This window comes from Nocardioides carbamazepini (genome assembly GCF_024614185.1).
Classification (GTDB): domain Bacteria; phylum Actinomycetota; class Actinomycetes; order Propionibacteriales; family Nocardioidaceae; genus Nocardioides; species Nocardioides carbamazepini.
Genome location: NZ_JAHTLF010000013.1, coordinates 324,537 through 343,182, shown reverse-complemented (window position 1 = coordinate 343,182; position 18,646 = coordinate 324,537). Strand labels below are relative to the sequence as shown.

The 18,646-nt window shown below is 71.2% G+C and carries 16 protein-coding genes; 3 read left to right on the top strand and 13 right to left on the bottom strand.

Going from position 1 to position 18,646, the window contains the following annotated elements; translation table 11 throughout:
* From bioB to KVF89_RS08565, 4 genes are all read right to left on the bottom strand, one after another.
* Positions 1-1,068, bottom strand: coding sequence for a biotin synthase BioB (bioB, locus tag KVF89_RS08580; protein ID WP_257424897.1), 1,068 nt, complete (start codon positions 1,066-1,068; stop codon positions 1-3).
* A 98-nt stretch (positions 1,069-1,166) separates the two neighbouring features.
* Positions 1,167-1,778 (bottom strand): energy-coupling factor transporter transmembrane component T family protein, encoded by a 612-nt coding sequence (locus tag KVF89_RS08575; RefSeq protein ID WP_257424895.1) that lies wholly within the window; start codon positions 1,776-1,778, stop codon positions 1,167-1,169.
* Positions 1,779-1,785: 7 nt separating this feature from the next.
* Positions 1,786-2,487 (bottom strand): energy-coupling factor ABC transporter ATP-binding protein, encoded by a 702-nt coding sequence (locus KVF89_RS08570; RefSeq protein ID WP_257424894.1) that lies wholly within the window; start codon positions 2,485-2,487, stop codon positions 1,786-1,788.
* Between the two features lie 7 nt (positions 2,488-2,494).
* On the bottom strand, positions 2,495-3,106 hold the full coding sequence (locus KVF89_RS08565) for a biotin transporter BioY (protein WP_257424893.1): 612 nt from the start codon (positions 3,104-3,106) through the stop codon (positions 2,495-2,497).
* 126 nt (positions 3,107-3,232) lie between these two features.
* Between KVF89_RS08565 and KVF89_RS08560 the strand changes: the two genes are divergently transcribed.
* Positions 3,233-3,724, top strand: a complete 492-nt coding sequence (locus tag KVF89_RS08560; protein ID WP_257424890.1) for a TetR family transcriptional regulator — start codon at positions 3,233-3,235, stop codon at positions 3,722-3,724.
* Between the two features lie 55 nt (positions 3,725-3,779).
* Here KVF89_RS08560 and KVF89_RS08555 read toward each other — a convergent pair whose 3' ends face one another.
* The 9 genes from KVF89_RS08555 to KVF89_RS08515 all read right to left on the bottom strand — a co-directional run bounded on the left by KVF89_RS08555 (position 3,780) and on the right by KVF89_RS08515 (position 15,397).
* Positions 3,780-5,561: an ABC transporter ATP-binding protein gene (locus KVF89_RS08555; RefSeq protein ID WP_257424889.1), complete on the bottom strand. Its 1,782-nt coding sequence runs from the start codon at positions 5,559-5,561 to the stop codon at positions 3,780-3,782.
* Complete coding sequence (locus KVF89_RS08550) at positions 5,558-7,321, bottom strand: ABC transporter transmembrane domain-containing protein (RefSeq protein WP_257424888.1); 1,764 nt, start codon at positions 7,319-7,321, stop codon at positions 5,558-5,560. The genes KVF89_RS08555 and KVF89_RS08550 overlap by 4 nt, the downstream gene beginning before the upstream one ends.
* Positions 7,311-8,528 carry an alpha/beta hydrolase gene (locus tag KVF89_RS08545; RefSeq protein WP_257424887.1) on the bottom strand — a complete coding sequence of 406 codons (1,218 nt, stop codon included), beginning with the start codon at positions 8,526-8,528 and terminating at the stop codon, positions 7,311-7,313. The genes KVF89_RS08550 and KVF89_RS08545 overlap by 11 nt, the downstream gene beginning before the upstream one ends.
* Positions 8,525-9,343 carry an ABC transporter ATP-binding protein gene (locus KVF89_RS08540; RefSeq protein WP_443689997.1) on the bottom strand — a complete coding sequence of 273 codons (819 nt, stop codon included), beginning with the start codon at positions 9,341-9,343 and terminating at the stop codon, positions 8,525-8,527. Before KVF89_RS08540 ends, KVF89_RS08545 begins: the two co-directional genes overlap by 4 nt.
* Positions 9,340-10,449 (bottom strand): FecCD family ABC transporter permease, encoded by a 1,110-nt coding sequence (locus KVF89_RS08535; protein ID WP_257424886.1) that lies wholly within the window; start codon positions 10,447-10,449, stop codon positions 9,340-9,342. The genes KVF89_RS08540 and KVF89_RS08535 overlap by 4 nt, the downstream gene beginning before the upstream one ends.
* A complete protein-coding gene (locus KVF89_RS08530; RefSeq protein WP_257424885.1) occupies positions 10,446-11,489 on the bottom strand; it encodes a FecCD family ABC transporter permease in 1,044 nt (347 codons plus the stop codon). The genes KVF89_RS08535 and KVF89_RS08530 overlap by 4 nt, the downstream gene beginning before the upstream one ends.
* Positions 11,486-12,469, bottom strand: coding sequence for an ABC transporter substrate-binding protein (locus KVF89_RS08525; RefSeq protein ID WP_257424883.1), 984 nt, complete (start codon positions 12,467-12,469; stop codon positions 11,486-11,488). Before KVF89_RS08525 ends, KVF89_RS08530 begins: the two co-directional genes overlap by 4 nt.
* 71 nt (positions 12,470-12,540) lie before the next feature.
* Positions 12,541-13,500 (bottom strand): ABC transporter substrate-binding protein, encoded by a 960-nt coding sequence (locus tag KVF89_RS08520; protein ID WP_257424882.1) that lies wholly within the window; start codon positions 13,498-13,500, stop codon positions 12,541-12,543.
* 31 nt (positions 13,501-13,531) lie between these two features.
* Entirely contained in the window at positions 13,532-15,397 is a 1,866-nt protein-coding gene (locus KVF89_RS08515; RefSeq protein WP_257424881.1) for a siderophore-interacting protein, read from the bottom strand.
* 130 nt (positions 15,398-15,527) lie between these two features.
* Between KVF89_RS08515 and KVF89_RS08510 the strand changes: the two genes are divergently transcribed.
* Both KVF89_RS08510 and zwf read left to right on the top strand, forming a co-directional pair.
* Entirely contained in the window at positions 15,528-17,123 is a 1,596-nt protein-coding gene (locus KVF89_RS08510; RefSeq protein WP_257424879.1) for a helix-turn-helix domain-containing protein, read from the top strand.
* 67 nt (positions 17,124-17,190) lie between these two features.
* Positions 17,191-18,639 carry a glucose-6-phosphate dehydrogenase gene (gene zwf, locus KVF89_RS08505; RefSeq protein ID WP_257424878.1) on the top strand — a complete coding sequence of 483 codons (1,449 nt, stop codon included), beginning with the start codon at positions 17,191-17,193 and terminating at the stop codon, positions 18,637-18,639.
* The last annotated feature ends 7 nt before the right edge of the window (positions 18,640-18,646 follow it).

Below are 18,646 nucleotides of genomic sequence, written 5' to 3'. Positions count from 1 at the left end.
TCAGGCGTTGGCCGCGACCTCGGTGCCGGCGCCGCGCCGCCGGATCGCCGGGTCGTGCTCGACGCTCCCCGCGCCCTCGAGCCCGTCCTCCGCGCCGAGGATCACGAAGCCGTTGTCCCGGATCATCTCGACGTCGGCCTTCGCCTCCTGGCCCTCGGAGGTCAGGTAGTCGCCGAGGAAGATCGAGTTCGCGACCTGCAGCGCCAGTGCCTGCAGCGAGCGCAGGTGCATCTCGCGTCCGCCCGCGATCCGCAGCTCCTTGTCGGGGCACACGAACCGCGCCATGGCGAGGATCTTGAGGCAGCGCGTGGGGGAGAGCTCCCAGGTGTCCTCGAACGGCGTGCCGTCGAACGGCATCAGGAAGTTGACCGGGATCGAGTCGGACTCGAGCGCCTTGAGCGCGAACAGCGCCTCGACCAGCTGCTCGTCGGTCTCGCCGAGCCCGGCGATCAGGCCGGAGCAGGGGGAGAGCCCGGCAGACTTGGCCTTGCCGATGGTGTCCACGCGGTCGTCGTACGTGTGGGTCTGGACGATCGTGTCGTGGTGCGACTCGGCGGTGTTGATGTTGTGGTTGTAGGCGTCGACGCCCGCCTCCTTGAGCCGCTCGGCCTGACCGTCCTTGAGCAGCCCGAGGCACGCACAGACCTCGACCTCGGGGTACTCGTCCTTCAGCGCCTCGGTCATCTCGGCGACCTTCTCGACATCGCGGTTCGACGGGCCGCGGCCCGACGACACCATGCACACCCGGGTCGCGCCGCCGCGCAGGCCGGCGCCCGCCTGCTGGAGGGTCTCGTCCTTGGACAGCCAGGAGTACTTGAGGATCGGCGCGTCCGAGCCGAGTGCCTGCGAGCAGTAGTTGCAGTTCTCGGGGCACAGGCCCGACTTCAGGTTGACCAGGTAGTTGACCTTGACGGTGTTGGCGAAGTACGCCCGGCGCAGCCGCCCGGCCGCGGCGACGACGGACATCAGGTCGGCGTCGGTGGTCCGCAGCACGGCGAGCGCGTCGGCCTCGGTGGCGGCGCCTCCCTCGAGGATGCGGGTGGCCAGCTGGTCGAACTGCACGCTCATGGGTGCTCCCTGGGCAAGGTCTGGACGGGTTCCTGAACAGTGTTCAGGTTGCTTAGGATAGCCCTATTCCCCGGGGTTGGGGAGTCTGGTTCCGAGCCTCAGTCGTCGCCGAGGCCGCGGGCGTGCAAGGCGTCGCCGGTGGCCCGGGCGTGCGCGACGACCCGGATCACCAGGGGCGTCAGGTAGGCCCGCGGGCTGCGCTCGAGACCGCGGGCGCGCGCGGCGTCCCGGGTCTCGCCGGCGATGGCGAGGGTGAGCGGGATGCCGCGGATCATGAGCGAGAAGGCGAGCGCGACCAGCTCCGGGTTGACGCCGAGGCGGCGGAACGGGCCGAGCCACCGGGTGATCGCGTCCACCATCCGCTCGACCGACGTGGTCGTGGTGAAGACCGTCGCGAGGAGGGCGAGGGCGACCAGCGCGCCGACCACGACGAAGGCGTGCTCGGCGCCCCGCTGCCAGGTCTGGTACGCCGCCAGCAGGGTCATCGCGACCAGGACGCCGCGCAGCGCGCGGGCCGCGCGGCCGAGGCGGACGCCGGCGACCACGCAGCCGAGCGCGGCCAGCGCCAGCAGGGCCCCGGTCGTGGGGACGCCGCGGAACGCGACCGCGACGACGCTGAGCACCAGCAGCCCGAGGAGCTTCGCGCCGACGGGCAGCCGGTGGAAGAGTGAGGTGCCCGGCTGGTAGTCCCCGAGCGGGCTCGCGGTCACCGCCGGATCACCGGGCACTCGCGCGGTAGTGGGCGATCACGTCGGCGGGCGCGCCGTCGGCCACCACCGCGCCGTCGTCGACCAGCAGGGCCCGGTCGCAGCGCAGTGCCAGGTCGAGGTCGTGGGTGGCCAGCACCAGCTGCTGGGGGAGCCCGAACAGCAGGTCGCCGATCATCCGGGCGTTGCGCAGGTCGAGCAGCGTGGTGGGCTCGTCGGCGACCAGGACGGTCGGGTCGGTGGCGAGCACGCCCGCGAGGGCGAGCAGCTGCCGCTGGCCGCCGGAGAGCGTGTGCACGCTGCGGTCCGCCAGGTCCTCCAGTCCGTACGACGCCAGCACGGCCCGCGCCGCCTCGGTGCGCTCCTCCCGCGCGCGCACCTGGTGGCGCAGGGAGAGCGCGACGTCCTCGATGACCGTGGGCATCACCAGCTGCGCACTGGGGTCGGTGAAGACGAAGCCGACGCGGCGACGTACCTCACGGCCCTTCTTGGCCACGTCCAGCCCGTCGACCACGATCCGGCCCGTGGTGGGCTCGACCAGGCCGTTGACGAGGCGTGCGAGCGTCGACTTGCCGGACCCGTTGGGGCCGATCAGCGCGACCCGCTGCTCGGTGAGGTCGAGCGTCGTCTCCCGCAGCACGGTGACCTCGGGGACGGGGCCACCGGGCGTCGCAGCCCGGACGACGACCCGGTCGAGCTCGATCCGGCTCACGCCGGTCTCACGCGGACCGGGCGGTGGCCTCGTCGGTGGCCTCGTCGGTGCGCGCCGCGGCGGGACGACGCTCGGCGAGGTCCGGGAAGGCGCGGTGCACGGCGGTGGCGATGAGGGCCATCACGACGTTCTTGGCGATGTCCCCGGGGAAGTAGGCGGCGTCGAAGCTGAACGCCTCCTTGAGGCTGAGGTCCGCACGCCAGGCCAGGTTCAGCGGCCCGAGGGTGTGCACGAACACGAAGCTGCTGAGCAGCCCGCAGGTGAAGACCAGCGTGAACTGCGTGGCGTTCTGGCGGTTGCGGTAGACGAGGTACCCGCACAGTGCGGCGGCGAGCGGGAACGCCACGAGGTACCCGGCGGTCACGCCGCTGTAGTGCGAGATGCCGGAGGCGCCGCCGGAGTAGATCGGCAGCACCAGCCCGGCCACGAGATAGAGGACGACGCACAGGAATCCGCGGAGGGGACCGAGGACCGCGCCGGCGAGGAGCACGCCGAAGGTCTGCAGCGAGTACGGGACGCCGACCCCGGTCTTGATGTCGGGCAGGATGGCGCACACCGCGATGAGCGCGGCGAAGCCGGCGATCAGGGCGACGTCGGTGGTCGGGGTACGGCGGTTCATCGGGTCACTCTCGGGTCCGGGGGAGCGCGGGGCCGCGCAGTTGAACAGTGTTCAGGTTAGGGTGGTCGTGGGACTCCGGTCAACGGGGGTCCACCGACGCGGTCCAGGGGCGAGGGGAGTGGCGGGGTGCGATATCGGCGCACGGACGTGGTCGAGCGCGCGATCGAGGTGCTCGACGAGCACGGCCTCGACGCCTTGTCGATGCGTCGGCTCGCCGGTGACCTCGGCGTCCAGCCCGGTGCGCTCTACCACCACTTCACCAACAAGGACGCCCTGCTCGCCGCCATCGCCGACGAGATCCTCCGTCGCGGTCGCCGGCCCGCCGAGATCATGGCCTGGGACGCCGAGGCGCACCTGCTCTGCCTCGGTCTGCGCGACGCCATGCGCCGCCACCGCGACGGCGCCCTGCTGATCGCCCGGGTCCACCGCTCCGACGCCGAGGCCCTCGAGCAGCCGCTGCGCTCGGCCCTGGCCCGCGCCGGGGCGGACGCCGACCTGGCCCGGGTCGGTGCACGCACCCTGGTCCGTCTCGTGCTCGCCCACGAGGCTGACGACGACGCGGACGTCGCGCTCGGGCTGGGCCTGGTCCTCGACGGGTTGCGGACCCGGCTCGCCTGATCGTCGTACCGGACAGAGACGGTCGTGCCTCGGTGTGGCCGGGCGCCCGCGTGGGTCAACCCGACCTGCTCGGCCAGGTGGAGCCCTGTCCCTCCTGCCAGACGGACCACAGTCCCGCGTACCCACCTCCCGCTGCGACCAGCCCGGCATGTGTTCCGGTCTCCGTGATGCGGCCGTGCTCCAAGACGATGATCCGATCGCAGACCGCTGCCTGCGACAGCCGGTGGGCGATCACGAGCCCGCTCCGCCCGGCGAGGACGGCGAGGACGGCCCGGTCCAGCTGCTCGGCATGGGCGGAGCCGGCCTCGGCGGTCGCTTCGTCGAGGATCGCCAGGTCCGGGTCGGCGAGCAGCACGCGGGCGAGTGCGAGCTGTTGTGCCTGGGCGTCGGTGAGTGGGTGGCCGCCCATGCCGACGACGGTGTCGAGGCCGCCCGGAGTCAGGTCCAGCAGCCCGACCGCGCCGGTGGCGTCGAGCGCTGCGCGGATCTCGCGGTCGGTGGCCTCGGGGGCGGCGAGAGTGAGGTTGTCGCGCACGGTCCCCGCGAACACGTGCACCTCCTGGGTGATCACGGCGACGTGGCCGGGGCGGGCGACGGTGCCGGCGCCGGGCGGGTGGATGCCGGCGATCACGGCGGCGAGCGTGCTCTTCCCGGCTCCGGAGGCGCCGACGACGGCGACGTGCTGGCCGGCGGGCAGGTCCAGGGTGATGTCGTCGAGGACGCGGGGGCCGCCGTCGTACCTGAACGTGACCTCACGGAGCCGGACCGCGGAGCCCGCCCCCGTTGGCGCCTTCGGCTCGCCGGCATCCTGCGGAATCGTGACCACACCGATCATCCGGCTCAGCGACGCGAGGGCCGACTGGAGGGTGTCGATGACGAACAACAGCTGGTTCACCGGGCCGAGCAGACGCAACACGAGCAGCATGGCAGTGGTGGCTCCACCGACACTCGAGGCTCCGTGGTCGATCAGGACGAACCCGACGACGAGGACGGCTGTCAGGCTCAGGAACTCGCCGAGGTTGAGGCGCCCGTTGAGCATGCTCTGCACGGCGCGCGCCCGCAGCGACTGCACCGCGACACCCCAGGAGTCCGTCATCACCGCGCGATGGCGTCGCTCGGCGAGCCCGAATCCGAGCACCGTCGCATAGCCACGCTGGGACTCGAGGATCTGCTGGGCCCGCGCGCTCATGGCCGCCCTCTCGGCGCGGTACACCCGTGGCCCGGTGCGCAGGTACCACCGCATGGCGAGGGCGTAGACGGGCAGGACGACGGCGAAGGCCGCCGCATAGGGCCACTCCACCGCCGCGAGCCCGCCCAGCGAGACCACGATGGTGAACACCGTGACGGTGAGCACCGGGATCACGGCGGGAGCGGCGTCGGCGACGGCGGTGACGTCGTCGCTCGACCGGGAGATCAGGTCTCCGGTGCCGGCTCGCTCCACGAGGTGCTGGGGGAGTGTCAGGGCCCGTCCGACGAGCCGCTCGCGCAGCGTGGCCAAGATGGCGTGGTACGCGCGGGTGGCGAGCACGATCGTCACAGCGGTGCCCGTCGCGCCCAGGACTGCCGAGAGCGCCATGGCTACCGTGACCGTGAGCACTGTGGTGAGGTCTGCGGTGCCCGCCTGCACGCGGTCGACGAGGAATCCGATCGCCGCGGGCGTGATCAGGTCGACTCCCGTGCTGACGATCCCCAGCACCCCGGTGGCGGCGAGCTGGAGCCGGTGTCCATGGGTGAGCCGCCAGACCTCCCTGGCCGTCTCCGGGCCGCTCGCGATCGGCAGCCCGGGCAGCCCGGCATCGGAGGGTGCGGTCCCAGGCGCCGCCGAGGTGTCGCTCATGGCGCCGTCCTTGCAGGCACGAGTACGTCAGGCAGCTCGACGACGCGATCGCAGGCACCGAGGAGCGCCGGGGCCGAGGTGACGAGCAGCGTCGAACGGCCCGCCCGGAGACCGCGCAGCCGTCCCGCGATCGCGTGCTCGGTGACTGAGTCGACCGCAGTGGTCGGGTCGTGCAGCACGAGCACCGGTGCGTCGCTCGCCAGGGCGCGGGCGAGCGCGACCCGCTGACGCTGGCCGCCCGAGAGCCGGTTGCCGCCCTCGCCGACTGTGGTGTCGAGATCGGACGCGAAGTCGTCGCACGCGGCGGCTCGCACCGCGGCGTCCACCCGCTGGGGCGGGGCCGCGGCCCCGGCGACGTTGTCGCGGAGAGTGCCACTGAACAGCGCGGTGCGGTGCGGTGCGACGGTGACGTGGGAGCGATACTCGACCGAGGACAGCTCCCGCGCCGCGATCCCGTCGAGCCGCACCTCGACCCCGGCCCCGGTCTCGCCCTTCGACCATGGGTCCAGCAGCGCCTCGACGACACGGGCGGCGGTCCGGTCGTCGGCGCGCACCCCCACGAGCTCGCCGGGCTCCACCCGGACCGTCACGCCGGGCCCGGAGACGTTCGGCACGACCACGTCCAGCGCCGGCCGAGCTGCGACCTCCCGCGGGGCCGCGTCATCGGGTCCAGCCGTCGACGTGGCGTTGTCACGCAGCACCTCGAGGACCCGCGCGGACGAGGCGTGGGCGCCCACGAGGTTGGGGATGGACAGGCTCGCGATCGCCTGGATCTGCGGCAGCAGCGCCTGGGTGAGGCCGACGGCGGTGATCAGCCCGCCGATGCTCAGCTGCCCGTCCACGGCGAACCAGCCCGCGAGCCCCATCACCGCGGCGACGAACGTGCCGCTGACTACGCCCGCGCCCACGAGGAATCTCCCCAGCAGGCCCGCGTTGCGCCCGGCGCCGACAAGGGTCTCCTGGCTCGCCCGCCGGTACCGCCTGGTCGCCTCGGCCTCGGCGCGCACTCCCTTGATCACCCGGTAGCCGGCGACCAGGTCCGTGGCCTGTCCGACGGTGGCGGCCACCAGCCCCTGGTACTCGCGGGTGTCGTGGGAGAGCTGCTCGCTGAACACACCCATCAACCAGACCGCGGCAGGCGCCCCGAGCAGCACCATGAGCCCGAGCAGCCAGTGCGTCGCCAACAGCGACGCCGCGATGAATCCGATGGCCGTGATCCTCGAGACCGGGATGATCACGAGGATCACCGCGTTGGACAGCCGCGCGATGTCGTTCGTCATCACCGAGACCACGCCGCCGTCCGGCGTACGGGCGGCGCCACCGACCGGATGCAGCACAGCCGTGGACAGGGTGCTCCGGAGCCGGTGCTGCAGCAGTTGCACCGCATAGCCGGTCAGCCGGTTCGAGAGCCTCGCCGCCACGGTCAGCGCGACGTACAGGGCCGAGAGCACGCTGAGCCACAGCACGAGCTGTCCGGCGTTCCCGGTCGCCAGAGCGCGATCGACCGCGAGTCCCATCACCACCGGGACCGCCGACTCGCCCACCTGCCACACGATCGCCAGCAGCATCGCGGGAACGCTGACCCGCCGCACCGAGAAGGTCGCGCGCAGCAGGAACCGGCCCGCCGTGACACCTGCCCCGACCTCGATTGGCCCGACCTCGATTGGCCGGGCCTCGCGCGGCTCGGCGGGGGCATCCAGGAACACCGGCAGCCAGCGGGTCAGGGGGCCTCGGCCGAGCCCCGCCGGGTCACTGCGCATGAGGTGGGAAGCACCAGAGCAGGGCATCGGCGAAGAGCCCTCGCCACCAGGCGTAGTCGTGTCCGCCGGCGAACTCTCGGTAGCGAGTGTCGTAGCCCTTGGCCGTGAGCACCTGGTCCAGCCAGCGACTGTGGGTGTTCGAGCCCTCCAGCTCGCCGACATCGTGGAAGACGCGGATCGGCGCCCGCTCCGCGGCCAGGAAGTCGGCGATCAGCGTCGGGACGGGGGTACGGCGCAGCAGCTCACGCGCCCCGGTGCCCCAGGTGAGGTCGGGGTGGTAGCCGCACGACGGGGACTGGAGGATGGCGTTGCCGAACGTCGTCGGGTGATGGAGCGCTGTCCATCCGGCGCACAGGCCGCCGTAGCTCTCCCCGGCCAGCGCCACCTCGCCGGGGTCTCGTGAGAGCGGGTACCGGTCATGCAGCCACGGCAGCAGCTCCCCGACCAGCATCCGGGAGAACGCCGGATCGCAGAGCAGCTCCGTGTAGCGCTGCAGCCCGAGCGAATCGACGAGGACCACCGCGCAGGGACGGATCAGTCCGGCGTGGACCAAGGCATCGCGGACGCTCGGCGCGCTGTGGTTCGGCGTACCGTCCAGGTGGATCACGAACGGCAGTGCGCTCTCGTCCGAGTGGTCTCCTGGGGGCATCGAGACCCAGATGCGGCGCTCGTTCCCCAGGACCTCGCTCGCCAACACGCCAGACTCCATGGCCGGGGCCGGTAGCGTCTCGGCCCGCTCGAGCCAGGGCAACGGCACCGCATCGGGCAGCACGGCCACCGACGACCCGGAGAACCTCGCCTCGGAGTACTCGGAGAACCGCGGTGGCGGATTGAACGGGTCGGGAACCTGCTCCACCTCCCCGGCCGGCCCGGACCGGGTGAACACGTACCCGAAACGCAGATCGGAGCGCATCCGCAGCGTGAGCACGTGAAACGACGTTCCCGGCACCGGCGTGAACTCCTCCTCGATCGTGTTGCGACCGATGCTGGGGCCGACGACGACCGAGAGGGTCACCGCCTGATCGGCGCCGGGCTCGTCGACGAACGTCACGTTCACCTCGTCCGCGGAGACCCGCTCGACGAGCGGAGCATGCGTCTCCTCGAGATGCTGTCTGAAGGTCTCCGGACTCCATGCGCCGGTCGACAGCCTCCCGATGAACGGGCTGACCCTTCCCACGGTCTCCGCTCCGGCGCTGCTCGAGCTCATACGGCCTTCTCCTTCCGCGTGCGGCCGAGCGGCACCACCTGCGGGGTTCCGGCCACCGGGTCGGGCACCACCAGGCAGCGCAGACCGAACACCTCCTCGACCAGCTCGGCCGTGACGACCTCCTCCGGCGTGCCCTCGGCGACGACCTGGCCGTCCTTCATGGCGATCAGGTGGGTGCCGTAGCGGGCGGCATGGTTCAGGTCGTGCAGTACGGCGACCAGGGTGTGGCCGACGTGGTGCAGGTCGGTGAACAGCTCCAGCAGCTCGATCTGATGGGCGATGTCGAGGAAGGTGGTCGGCTCGTCGAGCAGCAGGATGTCGGTGTGCTGCGCGAGCGCCATCGCCACCCACACCCGTTGCCGCTGCCCGCCCGACAACTCGTCCACCAGGCGCCCGGAGAGTTCCGTGACCGCGGTCTGGTTCATCGCCCGGGCCACGGCCTGCTCGTCGGCCTCGGTCCACTGCCGGACGAACCCCTGATACGGGTACCGGCCCCGGGCCACCAGGTCGGCCACGGTGATCCCGTCGGGGGCCAGCGCGGTCTGTGGCAGCAGTCCGACCCGCCGCGCCACCTCCTTGGACTTGTAGGAGCTGATGTCGGCGCCGTCGAGGACGACCTGCCCGGCCGACGGCTTCAGCAGCCGCGACAGGCCGCGCAGCAGGGTGGACTTGCCGCACGCGTTCGGACCGACGATCACCGTGAACGACTCGTCGGGGATCGCCACCGAGAGATGCTCGCTGATGATGCGCTTGTCGTAGCCGATCGTCGCCGACTCCACATGGAGACGCGCGATGTCGGTCATGGCTCCACTCACAGGCGTCTCCTGGCTTCGGTGAACAGCAGGTATCCGAGGTAGCCGCCGCCGAGCATGACGGTGATGATGCCGACCGGCAGCGGGGTGGGGGCGACGTGCTGGGCGATGTAGTCCGCCGCCAGGCACAGCAGCGCGCCGACGAAGGCGGCGGGAGCGAGGGTGATCCCGGCGGTGCGGGCGAGTCGACGGCCGATCTGCGGGGCGACCAGGGAGATGAACGCGATCGGCCCCGATGCCGCCGTGACGGTCGCGGTCAGTGCCACGCCCACCACGATCAGGCCGAGGCGCGCCGGTGAGACCCGCACCCCCTGGGAGGCGGCCGCGTCGTCCCCCAGCTCCATCTGCTGCATCGGCCGGCTCAACATGCCCGCCAGCAGCAGGAGCGCGGCGATGCAGGCGCCGCCGACGACGACTCGGCCCCACGAGACGCCGTTGAGCGATCCCGCACCCCACACAGCCGCGGCCATCGCGACTTCCAGGTCGGCCTTGAGGATCAGCCATGTGTTCAGCGAGGCCAGCATGGCGGAGACGCCGATGCCGACCACGATCAGCCGGAAACCCTGGACTCCGTTGCGGTAGGCGAGCACATAGACCGCGAGGGCCGTGGCCATCCCGCCCAGAAGCGCCCCGCCGACCAGCTGCCAGTAGGTGCCGTTGATCACCAGGATCACGAGCAGCGCGCCGGTGTAGGAGCCCTGGGAGAACCCGATGATGCCGGGGTCGGCGAGCGGATTGCGCAACAGTGACTGGAAGATCGCCCCGCTCGCCCCCAGCGCGCCACCGAACACCAACGCCGCCACGACCCGGGGCAGCCTCCACTCGACCACGATGTCGCGGACGATCCCCGTCTCGCCGCCGGTCAGCGCGGAGACCACCTGGCCCGCACTGAGCTGGTACGAGCCGGTCATCAGCGCGAGCACCGCCATGCCCGCTGCCGCCAGCACGAGCACGGCGCAGACGACGACCGAGCGCCCCTCGAGCCGTACGGCGATCCTCCGGCGCCGTACCACCAGCACCCGCCGTCCGAAGTCCACCCGCTCCGCGGGAGTCTCGTCCGCGCCGCGAGGGTGCGCGAGCCGCGATCGAGACGGAATGCCTGTGCTCATAGCCCGCTCGCCTTCGTCCGCCGCACGAGCACGATCAGCACGGGCGCGCCGACGAAGGCGGTGACGACGCCGACGGGGATCTCGCTCGGGTGCATGACGACGCGGCCGAGGATGTCGGAGGCCAGCAGCAGGATCGGGGCGAGGAGGACGCTGTAGGCGAAGATCCAGCGCTGGTGCGGGCCGACGATCCAGCGCGCGACGTGCGGGATCATGAGTCCGACGAAGCCGATGGGTCCGGCGATCGCGGTGGCACCTCCGGCGAGCAGGGTGAGCGCGACGATCGCGAAGACCCGAGTGCGCACCAGCCGGACCCCCTGGGCCAGAGCCAGCTCGTCGCCCAGGGCCATCGCGTTGAGCGGGCCCGACACAGCGAAGGCCAGCACGAGCGCCACCGCGAAGAACGGCAGGATCGGCCACACCAGGTCGAGTGGGCGACCCACGACCGAGCCGGCGTTCCACGACCGCAGGGCGTCGAAGGCGTCCGGGTCGGTCAGTTGGAGCGCTTCTCGGGCGCCACCGAGCACCGCACCGACGCAGACCCCGGCGAGCACCAGGACCACCGGCGACTGGCCCCGCCTGGTCGATCCGAGGCCGAGCACTGTGATCGTGACGACCAGCGCCCCGGCGAAGGCGAACCACATATAGCCGCCGATGTCGCGCACGCCGAGCACGCCCACCGCGACCGTCACCGCGAAGGACGCACCGGCATGCACGCCGAGGATGCCCGGATCGGCCAGCGGGTTGCGGGTCAGCGCCTGGATCAATGCGCCGGAGAGCCCGAGCGCGGCGCCCACCACGAGGCCGACGACGGTACGTGGCAGCCGGTAGTCGCGGATCGCGAACTGATCGATGTCATCGGAAGGATGGAACAGGGCGTCCCACACCACCGATGGCGCGATCGCGGTCGACCCGATCATCACGCTCAGCGCCAGCAGGACCAGCAACGCCGCGAGCGCGACGACCAGCCCGATCAGGCGCCGACGCGGTCCGGGCACCGTCACGGTGCCCGGACCGTCGTGGCGCAGGACGAGAGCTGTCACTCCTTGGCGGGCAGAGTGGCCAGAGCGGCATCGAGCGAGTCCAGGTACTGCAGGACGGGCCCGTAGGAGTTGTTGCCGGGGCAGAAGACTCCGAGCGCGCGACCCGAGCTGACGGCCGGCAGCGCCTTCCAGGTGTTGGTCTCGACCACCGGCGCGAAGGGCTCCGTCGGCCGGCCCTCGGCGTCGACGGGGTAGGTGATCACGTCGTACTCGGACAACTCCGCGAGCTGCTCGAACGGCAGGGAGGTCCAGCCCAAGGGGTCTTGGCCCTCGGCCGCCTCGGGGAAGTCCATGCCGATGTCGTCCTGGGCGATCTCGACGCAGCCGAAGTCCGCGATGGAGTACGTCCCGGGATCGGAGCTCGCCCAGCGGTCGAGATTGACGAACGAGATGTCGTCGATGATCTCGCCGTAGGTCTCCTGGATCCCGGTGACCTTGCTCTCGAACTCGGCCTTCTGCTCGCCAAGCTCATCCGTCACGTCGCCGGCCCGGGCGAGTCCGTCGGCGAAGGCCTTCCACTCGGTACCAAGTCCCCAGAAGACCGTCGGGGCAATCGATTCCAGCCGCTTCTCGAGTGGCTCGAACTCGCTCTCGGGGAACTGGGCCAGGATGAGATCCGGCTCCAGGCCGGCGAGCTGCTCCATGTCGACCTGGTCAGCGCTGGCGCCGAGGTTCGTGGCTGCCTCGAAGGTGGCCTTCTGTTCCTCGGGGATGAGGCCGAGCTCGGAGGCGGACACGTCGGTGACGCCCATCGGCTCGCCACCCATGTCGATGAACGGGAGAGTCGTGTTGCCGATCGTGACGACCCGCTGCGGGTCGACGGGAACCTCGATCGTCCCGTTGTCGGCGGTGACGCTGTGCGTCTCGCCCGCCTTGTCGTCGGCGTCGCCGCCGTCACTGCCACAGGCGGTGAGGACGAGCGCGGCGCTCAGGAACATGGCGGCTGTGGCCGAGCCGCTCCGTCTCGATGTCGTGGTCATGGGTGTGCTCTTCCTTCTGTTCTTCCTCGGGTTCATCGGGTCGGCCGCGAAATGCGGCCGTCGGGCGGTCGTCACTGCTGGGTCTCGAGCGTCGCCAGGGCTCGCTCGAGCCCCTCCAGGTACTGCGCCATGAAGCCGAACGACCTGCCCCACGGGCAGTAGATCCCCTGCACGTGGCCGGACCGCACCGTCGGCAGCGCCTTCCAGGCGTTGGTCTCCAGCACGGGAGCGATGGCCGCCGACGGCTCGCCGTCGATGCCCGCGGGGTACAGGACCAGGTCACTCTCGGCCAGGCTGCCGATCTGCTCGAAGGACACCGAGAACTCGGCCGGAGCGAAGTCGATGATGCCCTCGTCGCGGACGACCTCGGCGCACAACGAGCCGTTGATGCTGAACTTGCCCGCATCCTCCGTGTCCCATCGGTAGGCCTCGGTGATCTTCGCGCTCCTCATGGTGTCGCCGTACTCCTGCCGGATCTCGGTGACCAGGTCGTCGTAGCTGGCCTTCTGCTCGTCGAACGCGTCCATCTCGTTGGTCGCCTCCGCCAGCGCGGTGGCGCGGAACTTCCAGTCACTGTCGAACCCCAGGTGGACGGCCGGTGCGATCGAGGTCAGCTTGTCGTCGAGCTTCTCGTAGTCGCTCTCGGGCGCCGCGATCACGATGACGTCCGGCTTCAGCGTGGCGAGCTTCTCGTAGTCGGCCTCCCCGCCGTTCACGCCCACGTTCGTCGCGGCGTCGTAGGCGGCCCGTTGGTCGGGCGGGAGGTCGGCCAGCGCGCCGCCGTCCAGGTCGGTGACCGCGATCGGCTCGCCGCCGAGGTCGAGGTACGGCAGGACCGCATTGCCGAGGACCGCGACCCGCTGCGGGTCGACGGGGACCTCGACCGTCCCGTTGTCGGCCTCGACGCCGTGCGTCTTGCCGGCCTGGTCGGCCTTGTCGCCGTCACTGCCGCAGGCGGTGAGGACGAGCGCGGCGTTCAGGAGTACGGCGGCCATGGGCGTGGCGCGTCGTCTCAGGGGTGTCGTGGCCAAGGATGTGTCCTTCTTCTCGGTGGGGTGGGGGTCAGCGGGAGTCGGCAGGCACCAGCTCGTGGACCGAGGTGCCCCACCCGACGGTGTGGGTCGCGCTGCGGGCGAGCCCGGCGCGGGCGATGACGGCATCGAGCTCGGCGACGGTGCGCAGGCCGGATCCATGCACCGTGAGGGCGAGCAGGTCGGCCTCGCCGTCGTGCTCGTCGAGGTCGTCGGTGTCGAAGACCTCCTCGATCAGCAACACCCGGCCGCCGGGCAGGAGGCGCTCGGAGGCTCGGCGCAGCGCGTGGGCGGCGTCGAGGTCGGGCAGGGCCTTGAACGCGCGGCTGACGAGCACGGCGTCCGACGCCGGGCCGGGCTCGAACACGGACTGCTCGACCACGCCGACCCGCGCGCGCTGCTGCTCCTCGGGGACGGTGGTGGGCAGGTCCCGGCGCAGCCAGTCGGCCTGGGCGGGCAGTGCGCAGATCGTCACCCGCAGGTCGTCGTGGACCGCGACGAACTCGCCGGCCTGGGCGCCGGCGCCGTCGGAGTGGATCACCAGGTGCTCGACACCCTTCAGCAGGTCGGAGGTGGCGATCGACACGGCGAGCGCGGACTGGAGCTCGGCCAGGCGCTCCAGGTAGCGGTCCTCGTAGTCCTGCTCGGCTCGTGCGTCGGCGTAGGTCCGGCCCGTGACGGACGCGTACGACGCCCGGCCGGTGCGGATCGACTCGGTGAGTCCGTGGATGCCGAGCATCTCCCGCCCCAGCGCCCCGGCAGGGTGCAGGTAGTCGGCCATGAACTCGACGGTCAGCACCTCGCCCATCGGTGCCAGGCCGTAGCGGCCCGGCTCGGTCTCGGTCAGGACGTCCAGGGCGTGCAGGTAGCGCAGCAGCTTGCCCAGCGCCCGCTCGTCGGCACCGGCCCTGGCGGCGAGGTCCGCCACGCTGATGACACCGCGGGAGATCAGCTCGGGGACGTCCAGCTCGACGGCGGTGCGGATCGCGATCGGTGCGATCAGCTCCGTCAGGTCGTGGAGCTTGTCGAACGGCGTGATCGACTTCTCGGGGTCGGGCACTGCCTCGTCGGTCTCCAGTGCCACGACCTGGCCACGACGCCAGTACCCGGTGAACTCGATGTCGGTCTTCGCCATGCCGCGGTCCTCGACGAGATGGCGGCGCAGATCGCGTACAGCGGTGCGCTCCCCGGCGACCCACGCGAACGGGCGGCCATCCCACCAGGTGGCGCTCCGGACCGCGTCGACGAGCAGCGTCGTCGTACCGGCCTCGGCGCCGTCGCGCACCAGCCAGGTCACCTCGACGTGCGGCAGCGCCCGCACCTGGCGACGGTGGGACTCCTCAGCGACCTCGACGAACACCTGCGCCCGCGCATCCTCGGGCAGCTCGTCGAGCAGGCGGGTGATCGCGGGGATCGTGGTGTCGTCGCCGGCGACGAGCAGCCATTCCGCGCCGACAGGGAACGCCTTCGAGCTGGTCGGACCGGTGAGGTGGATGCGGTCGCCGGGGCGAGCGCGGTAGGCCCAGGTCGTCCCGACGCCGATGCCGTGCTTGACGAAGTCGACGTCCAGCTCGCCGGTCTCGGGGTTCCAGCGGCGGACGGTGTACTCCCGCGACAGCGGCCGCGGGCCCCGGGGTGTGCTCAGACCGCCCTCCTGCTGCACCGGCAGCACCGGCTCGCTCTGGCCGGGGTAGGGGAAATAGAGCGCGATGTCGTCGTCGAAGCCCGGCGAGTCGAACGCCGGCTGCGGAAAGCCGTTCGCCGAGGTGAACGCGCGCAGCTGCTCACCGGTCAGGGTGACCCGCCGCATCCCCGGCGTCAGGTCCACAACCCGAACGACCTCGACTTCCCGCAGGGTCAGTGGGTGGACGGTGAGCCGGCGTGAGGTCTTCGGCATGCTGAGAACGGCCCATTTCTGATCGCTTCGAGGGGGAGAGGGCCGCGCGCCACCATCGGCGGAGGGCCGCTGTTAAGGTTAGGCAATCCTCACTCTCCATGGTGTGCGCAGACTGCCGTATGCTTAGGATGTGACGCACCCGCAGTCGCTCGCCGCGAGGGCGAGCGATCCGCCGCCGATCCCCGCAGTCCGCGCCGACGAGACCGGCATGCCTCGCCGGCCCATGCTGCTCTGGGTGCGCAGCGGCACCGCTCATGTCCGCCTCGATGACGCCGCGCCGTACTGCCTCGAGCGTGGACAGGGGATCTGGATTCCGGCCGAGGGCTGGCGCGACCGGGTGATCGCCACCGAACCGGGCACCGTCGCGTTCCCGCTGTTGCCCCAGGCCACCGTCGGGGCCGGCGCCCCCGGCACACCGACCAGGTTCGACGTGCCCGGCGGCTGGCAGGACTGGCTGATCCAGCACTTCAACCTCCAGGTCACGCCGTACAGCGCGCACGGCTACCCGCAGGGCGCCATCGCAGACCTGCTGCGCCCCGCGGGGAGGCGCCACGGCGAGCGCGACCCCGATATCGCCCTCTCGGCGCCGACGGTGCCGAGAGCCGGCGGTGCCCGGGCGTTGGCCGAGGAACTGCTTCGGGACCCCGCCCTCGACCTCACCCTCGAGCAGTGGGCGAGCCGTGTGCTGTGCAGTGCGCGCAGTCTGCGCCGGGGCTTCGTCGCCGACACCGGCCTCACCTTCGAGCAGTGGCGACTCGCCTGTCGGCTTAGTGCGGCCGTCGAGCTGCTGGCGGCCGGCTATGACGTCGACCAGGTGGCCGCACGGATCGGCTTCGCCAGCCGCAACGGCCTGACCCGTGCGTTCAAACAGCGGTTCGGGCGAACGCCCCACGAGTTCGGCAAAGAGGTCCTGCGCCAGGTCGCGACCGGCGGCGCGGCCACGCTCGGCGAGCGAGCGACAGCGGCCCGGCAGACCGATGCAATGGTCAGCATGCTGGGCCCGGGCGAGACCCGTGCCGCGCCGGACCTGCTGCCCGCGACCCGCACGCCCCCGCACGCCAACGAGTCCCACGTGCTCACCTGGGTGTATCGCGGCAGCGGATATCTGGACATCGGCGATCAGAGGTACGAGCGGGAGCGAGGCGTCGCTACCTGGATCCCCGCCGGCGCCGACCATGTCACGGTCCTGCGGGAGAACTCCGTCTCGCTGCCGCTCGGCAACGCCAGCACGGGCGACCTCCAGCTGACCGAGCCCCTTCAGGCGCGGTTCTCACCCTCCTGGGACGACTACCTGATGTTCTGCTCCGTCAGCGCGCGGTCCAGGCTGCGACCCGTCGACTACGACCCCCGGCACATCCTCGGCCTGTTCGCCGAGCAGGTCGCCGCGCAACGTGCCCTGTCGGTCCCGATGCCGACCGAGCCGCGAGCGCGTGCGGCCGCGATTGACTACCTGCGCCGGCTCGGGGCCCCCGGCGGCTCGCCCGCGCTCGACGTGCCCGTCGAGGTCCACCGAGCCTTTCGCGACCAGACGGGCATGACCTTCGCCCGTTGGCGTTACGCGGCCCGCATGCGCATTGCCCGCGACCTGCTCGTCGGCGGCGCCAAGCCCAGCTCGGTCGCGCGACGCCTCGGCTACGCCCACCTGCCGACCTTCAGCACCGCCTTCTCGCGCTTCCACGGCATGTCCCCTCGGGAGTACCAGGAACGGGAGGCCGGGCAGTCATGACCGACAGTGCCTGACCGGACGCCTGTCGTTATCGTGGCGGCAACACCGAGGAGGCACTGTGGACGACATGGCATCGAAGACCCAGAAGCCCGTGACGGTCGTACTGTTCGGCGCGACGGGGGACCTCGCCCGTCGCAAGCTGCTCCCAGGCATGCTCCACCTGTTCGAGACCGGACTGCTCCCGCAACTGCGCATCGTCGGCACCTCGCTCGACGAGCACACCACCGAGTCGTTCGTCGCGTTGGCGCACGAGGCGGTGATGGAGTTCTCCGGCGACGACGGCGACATGGCGGCCTGGCCGGAGTTCTCCAAGCTGCTGCACTGGGCGCCCGGCACGGAGGGCACGTCCGGGCTGCGCGCCGCCGTCGAGAAGGCCGAGGCCGACTGGGACGGCGACCGGGTCCGGCTGCACTACCTGAGCGTCCCGCCCAAGGCGGCGCCGACCGTGGTCAAGACCATCGACGACGCCGGGCTCGCCGAGGGCGGGCGGATCATCATGGAGAAGCCGTTCGGCGTCGACCTCGCCTCGGCCAAGAAGCTCAACGCCGAGCTGCACAAGACCTTCGACGAGTCGCAGATCTACCGGATCGACCACTTCCTCGGGAAGGAGGCCGCGCAGAACATCCTCGCCTTCCGCTTCGCCAACGGGCTCTTCGAGCCGATCTGGCACCGCAACAACATCGACCACGTCCAGATCGACGTGCCGGAGGAGCTCGGGCTCGAGCAGCGCGCCGACTTCTACGAGTCGACCGGCGCCTACCGCGACATGGTGGTCACCCACCTGTTCCAGGTGCTCGCGTTCACCGCGATGGAGCCGCCGACCTCACTGGCACCCGACGCGATCAACGACGAGAAGAACAAGGTCTTCCGGTCGATGATGCCGATCGACCCGGCCAATGTCGTGCGCGGCCAGTACGAGGGCTACCGCGGCATCGCGGGCGTCGCGCCCGAGTCGGAGACCGAGACCTTCATCGCCCTCAAGTGCTTCATCGACAACTGGCGCTGGGCGGGTGTCCCCTTCTACCTCCGCACCGGCAAGCGGCTGGCCGAGGGTGCGCGGATCATCTCGATCGCCTTCAAGGAGCCCCCGCGCTCGATGTTCCCGCACAACTCGGGTGTCGGTGACCACGGGCCCGACCACCTCACCTTCGACCTGGCCGACAAGGCCAAGATGTCGTTGTCGTTCTACGGAAAGCGCCCCGGTCCGGGGATGAAGCTCGACAAGCTCTCCATGCAGTTCGCGATGGGCGACACCACCTGGGCGGGCTCGGTGCTGGAGGCCTACGAGCGGCTCATCTACGACGCCGCACGTGGTGACCAGACCCTGTTCACCTCGGCGGAGGGCATCGAGCGGCTGTGGGAGGTCTCCCAGCCGCTGCTCGAGAACCCGCCCGTCGTCCGGCCCTACCGGCAGGGCAGCTGGGGACCCAACCAGATCCACCAGCTCGTCGCGCCGTTCGCCTGGCGGCTGCCGTTCGAGCGGCAGTGGCGCAACCCGAACGCGATGGGCGGCTGACCCACCC

What these genes read in the sequence shown, in the direction of transcription:
- KVF89_RS08550 (WP_257424888.1), bottom strand. Translation starts at nt 7,321, where the DNA reads ATGCGCAGTGACCCGGCGGGGCTCGGCCGAGGCCCCCTGACCCGCTGG.
- KVF89_RS08555 (WP_257424889.1), bottom strand. Translation starts at nt 5,561, where the DNA reads ATGAGCGACACCTCGGCGGCGCCTGGGACCGCACCCTCCGATGCCGGG.
- KVF89_RS08565 (WP_257424893.1), bottom strand. Translation starts at nt 3,106, where the DNA reads ATGAACCGCCGTACCCCGACCACCGACGTCGCCCTGATCGCCGGCTTC.
- KVF89_RS08545 (WP_257424887.1), bottom strand. Translation starts at nt 8,528, where the DNA reads ATGAGCTCGAGCAGCGCCGGAGCGGAGACCGTGGGAAGGGTCAGCCCG.
- KVF89_RS08515 (WP_257424881.1), bottom strand. Translation starts at nt 15,397, where the DNA reads ATGCCGAAGACCTCACGCCGGCTCACCGTCCACCCACTGACCCTGCGG.
- zwf (WP_257424878.1), top strand. Translation starts at nt 17,191, where the DNA reads ATGGCATCGAAGACCCAGAAGCCCGTGACGGTCGTACTGTTCGGCGCG.
- KVF89_RS08525 (WP_257424883.1), bottom strand. Translation starts at nt 12,469, where the DNA reads ATGACCACGACATCGAGACGGAGCGGCTCGGCCACAGCCGCCATGTTC.
- KVF89_RS08535 (WP_257424886.1), bottom strand. Translation starts at nt 10,449, where the DNA reads ATGAGCACAGGCATTCCGTCTCGATCGCGGCTCGCGCACCCTCGCGGC.
- bioB (WP_257424897.1), bottom strand. Translation starts at nt 1,068, where the DNA reads ATGAGCGTGCAGTTCGACCAGCTGGCCACCCGCATCCTCGAGGGAGGC.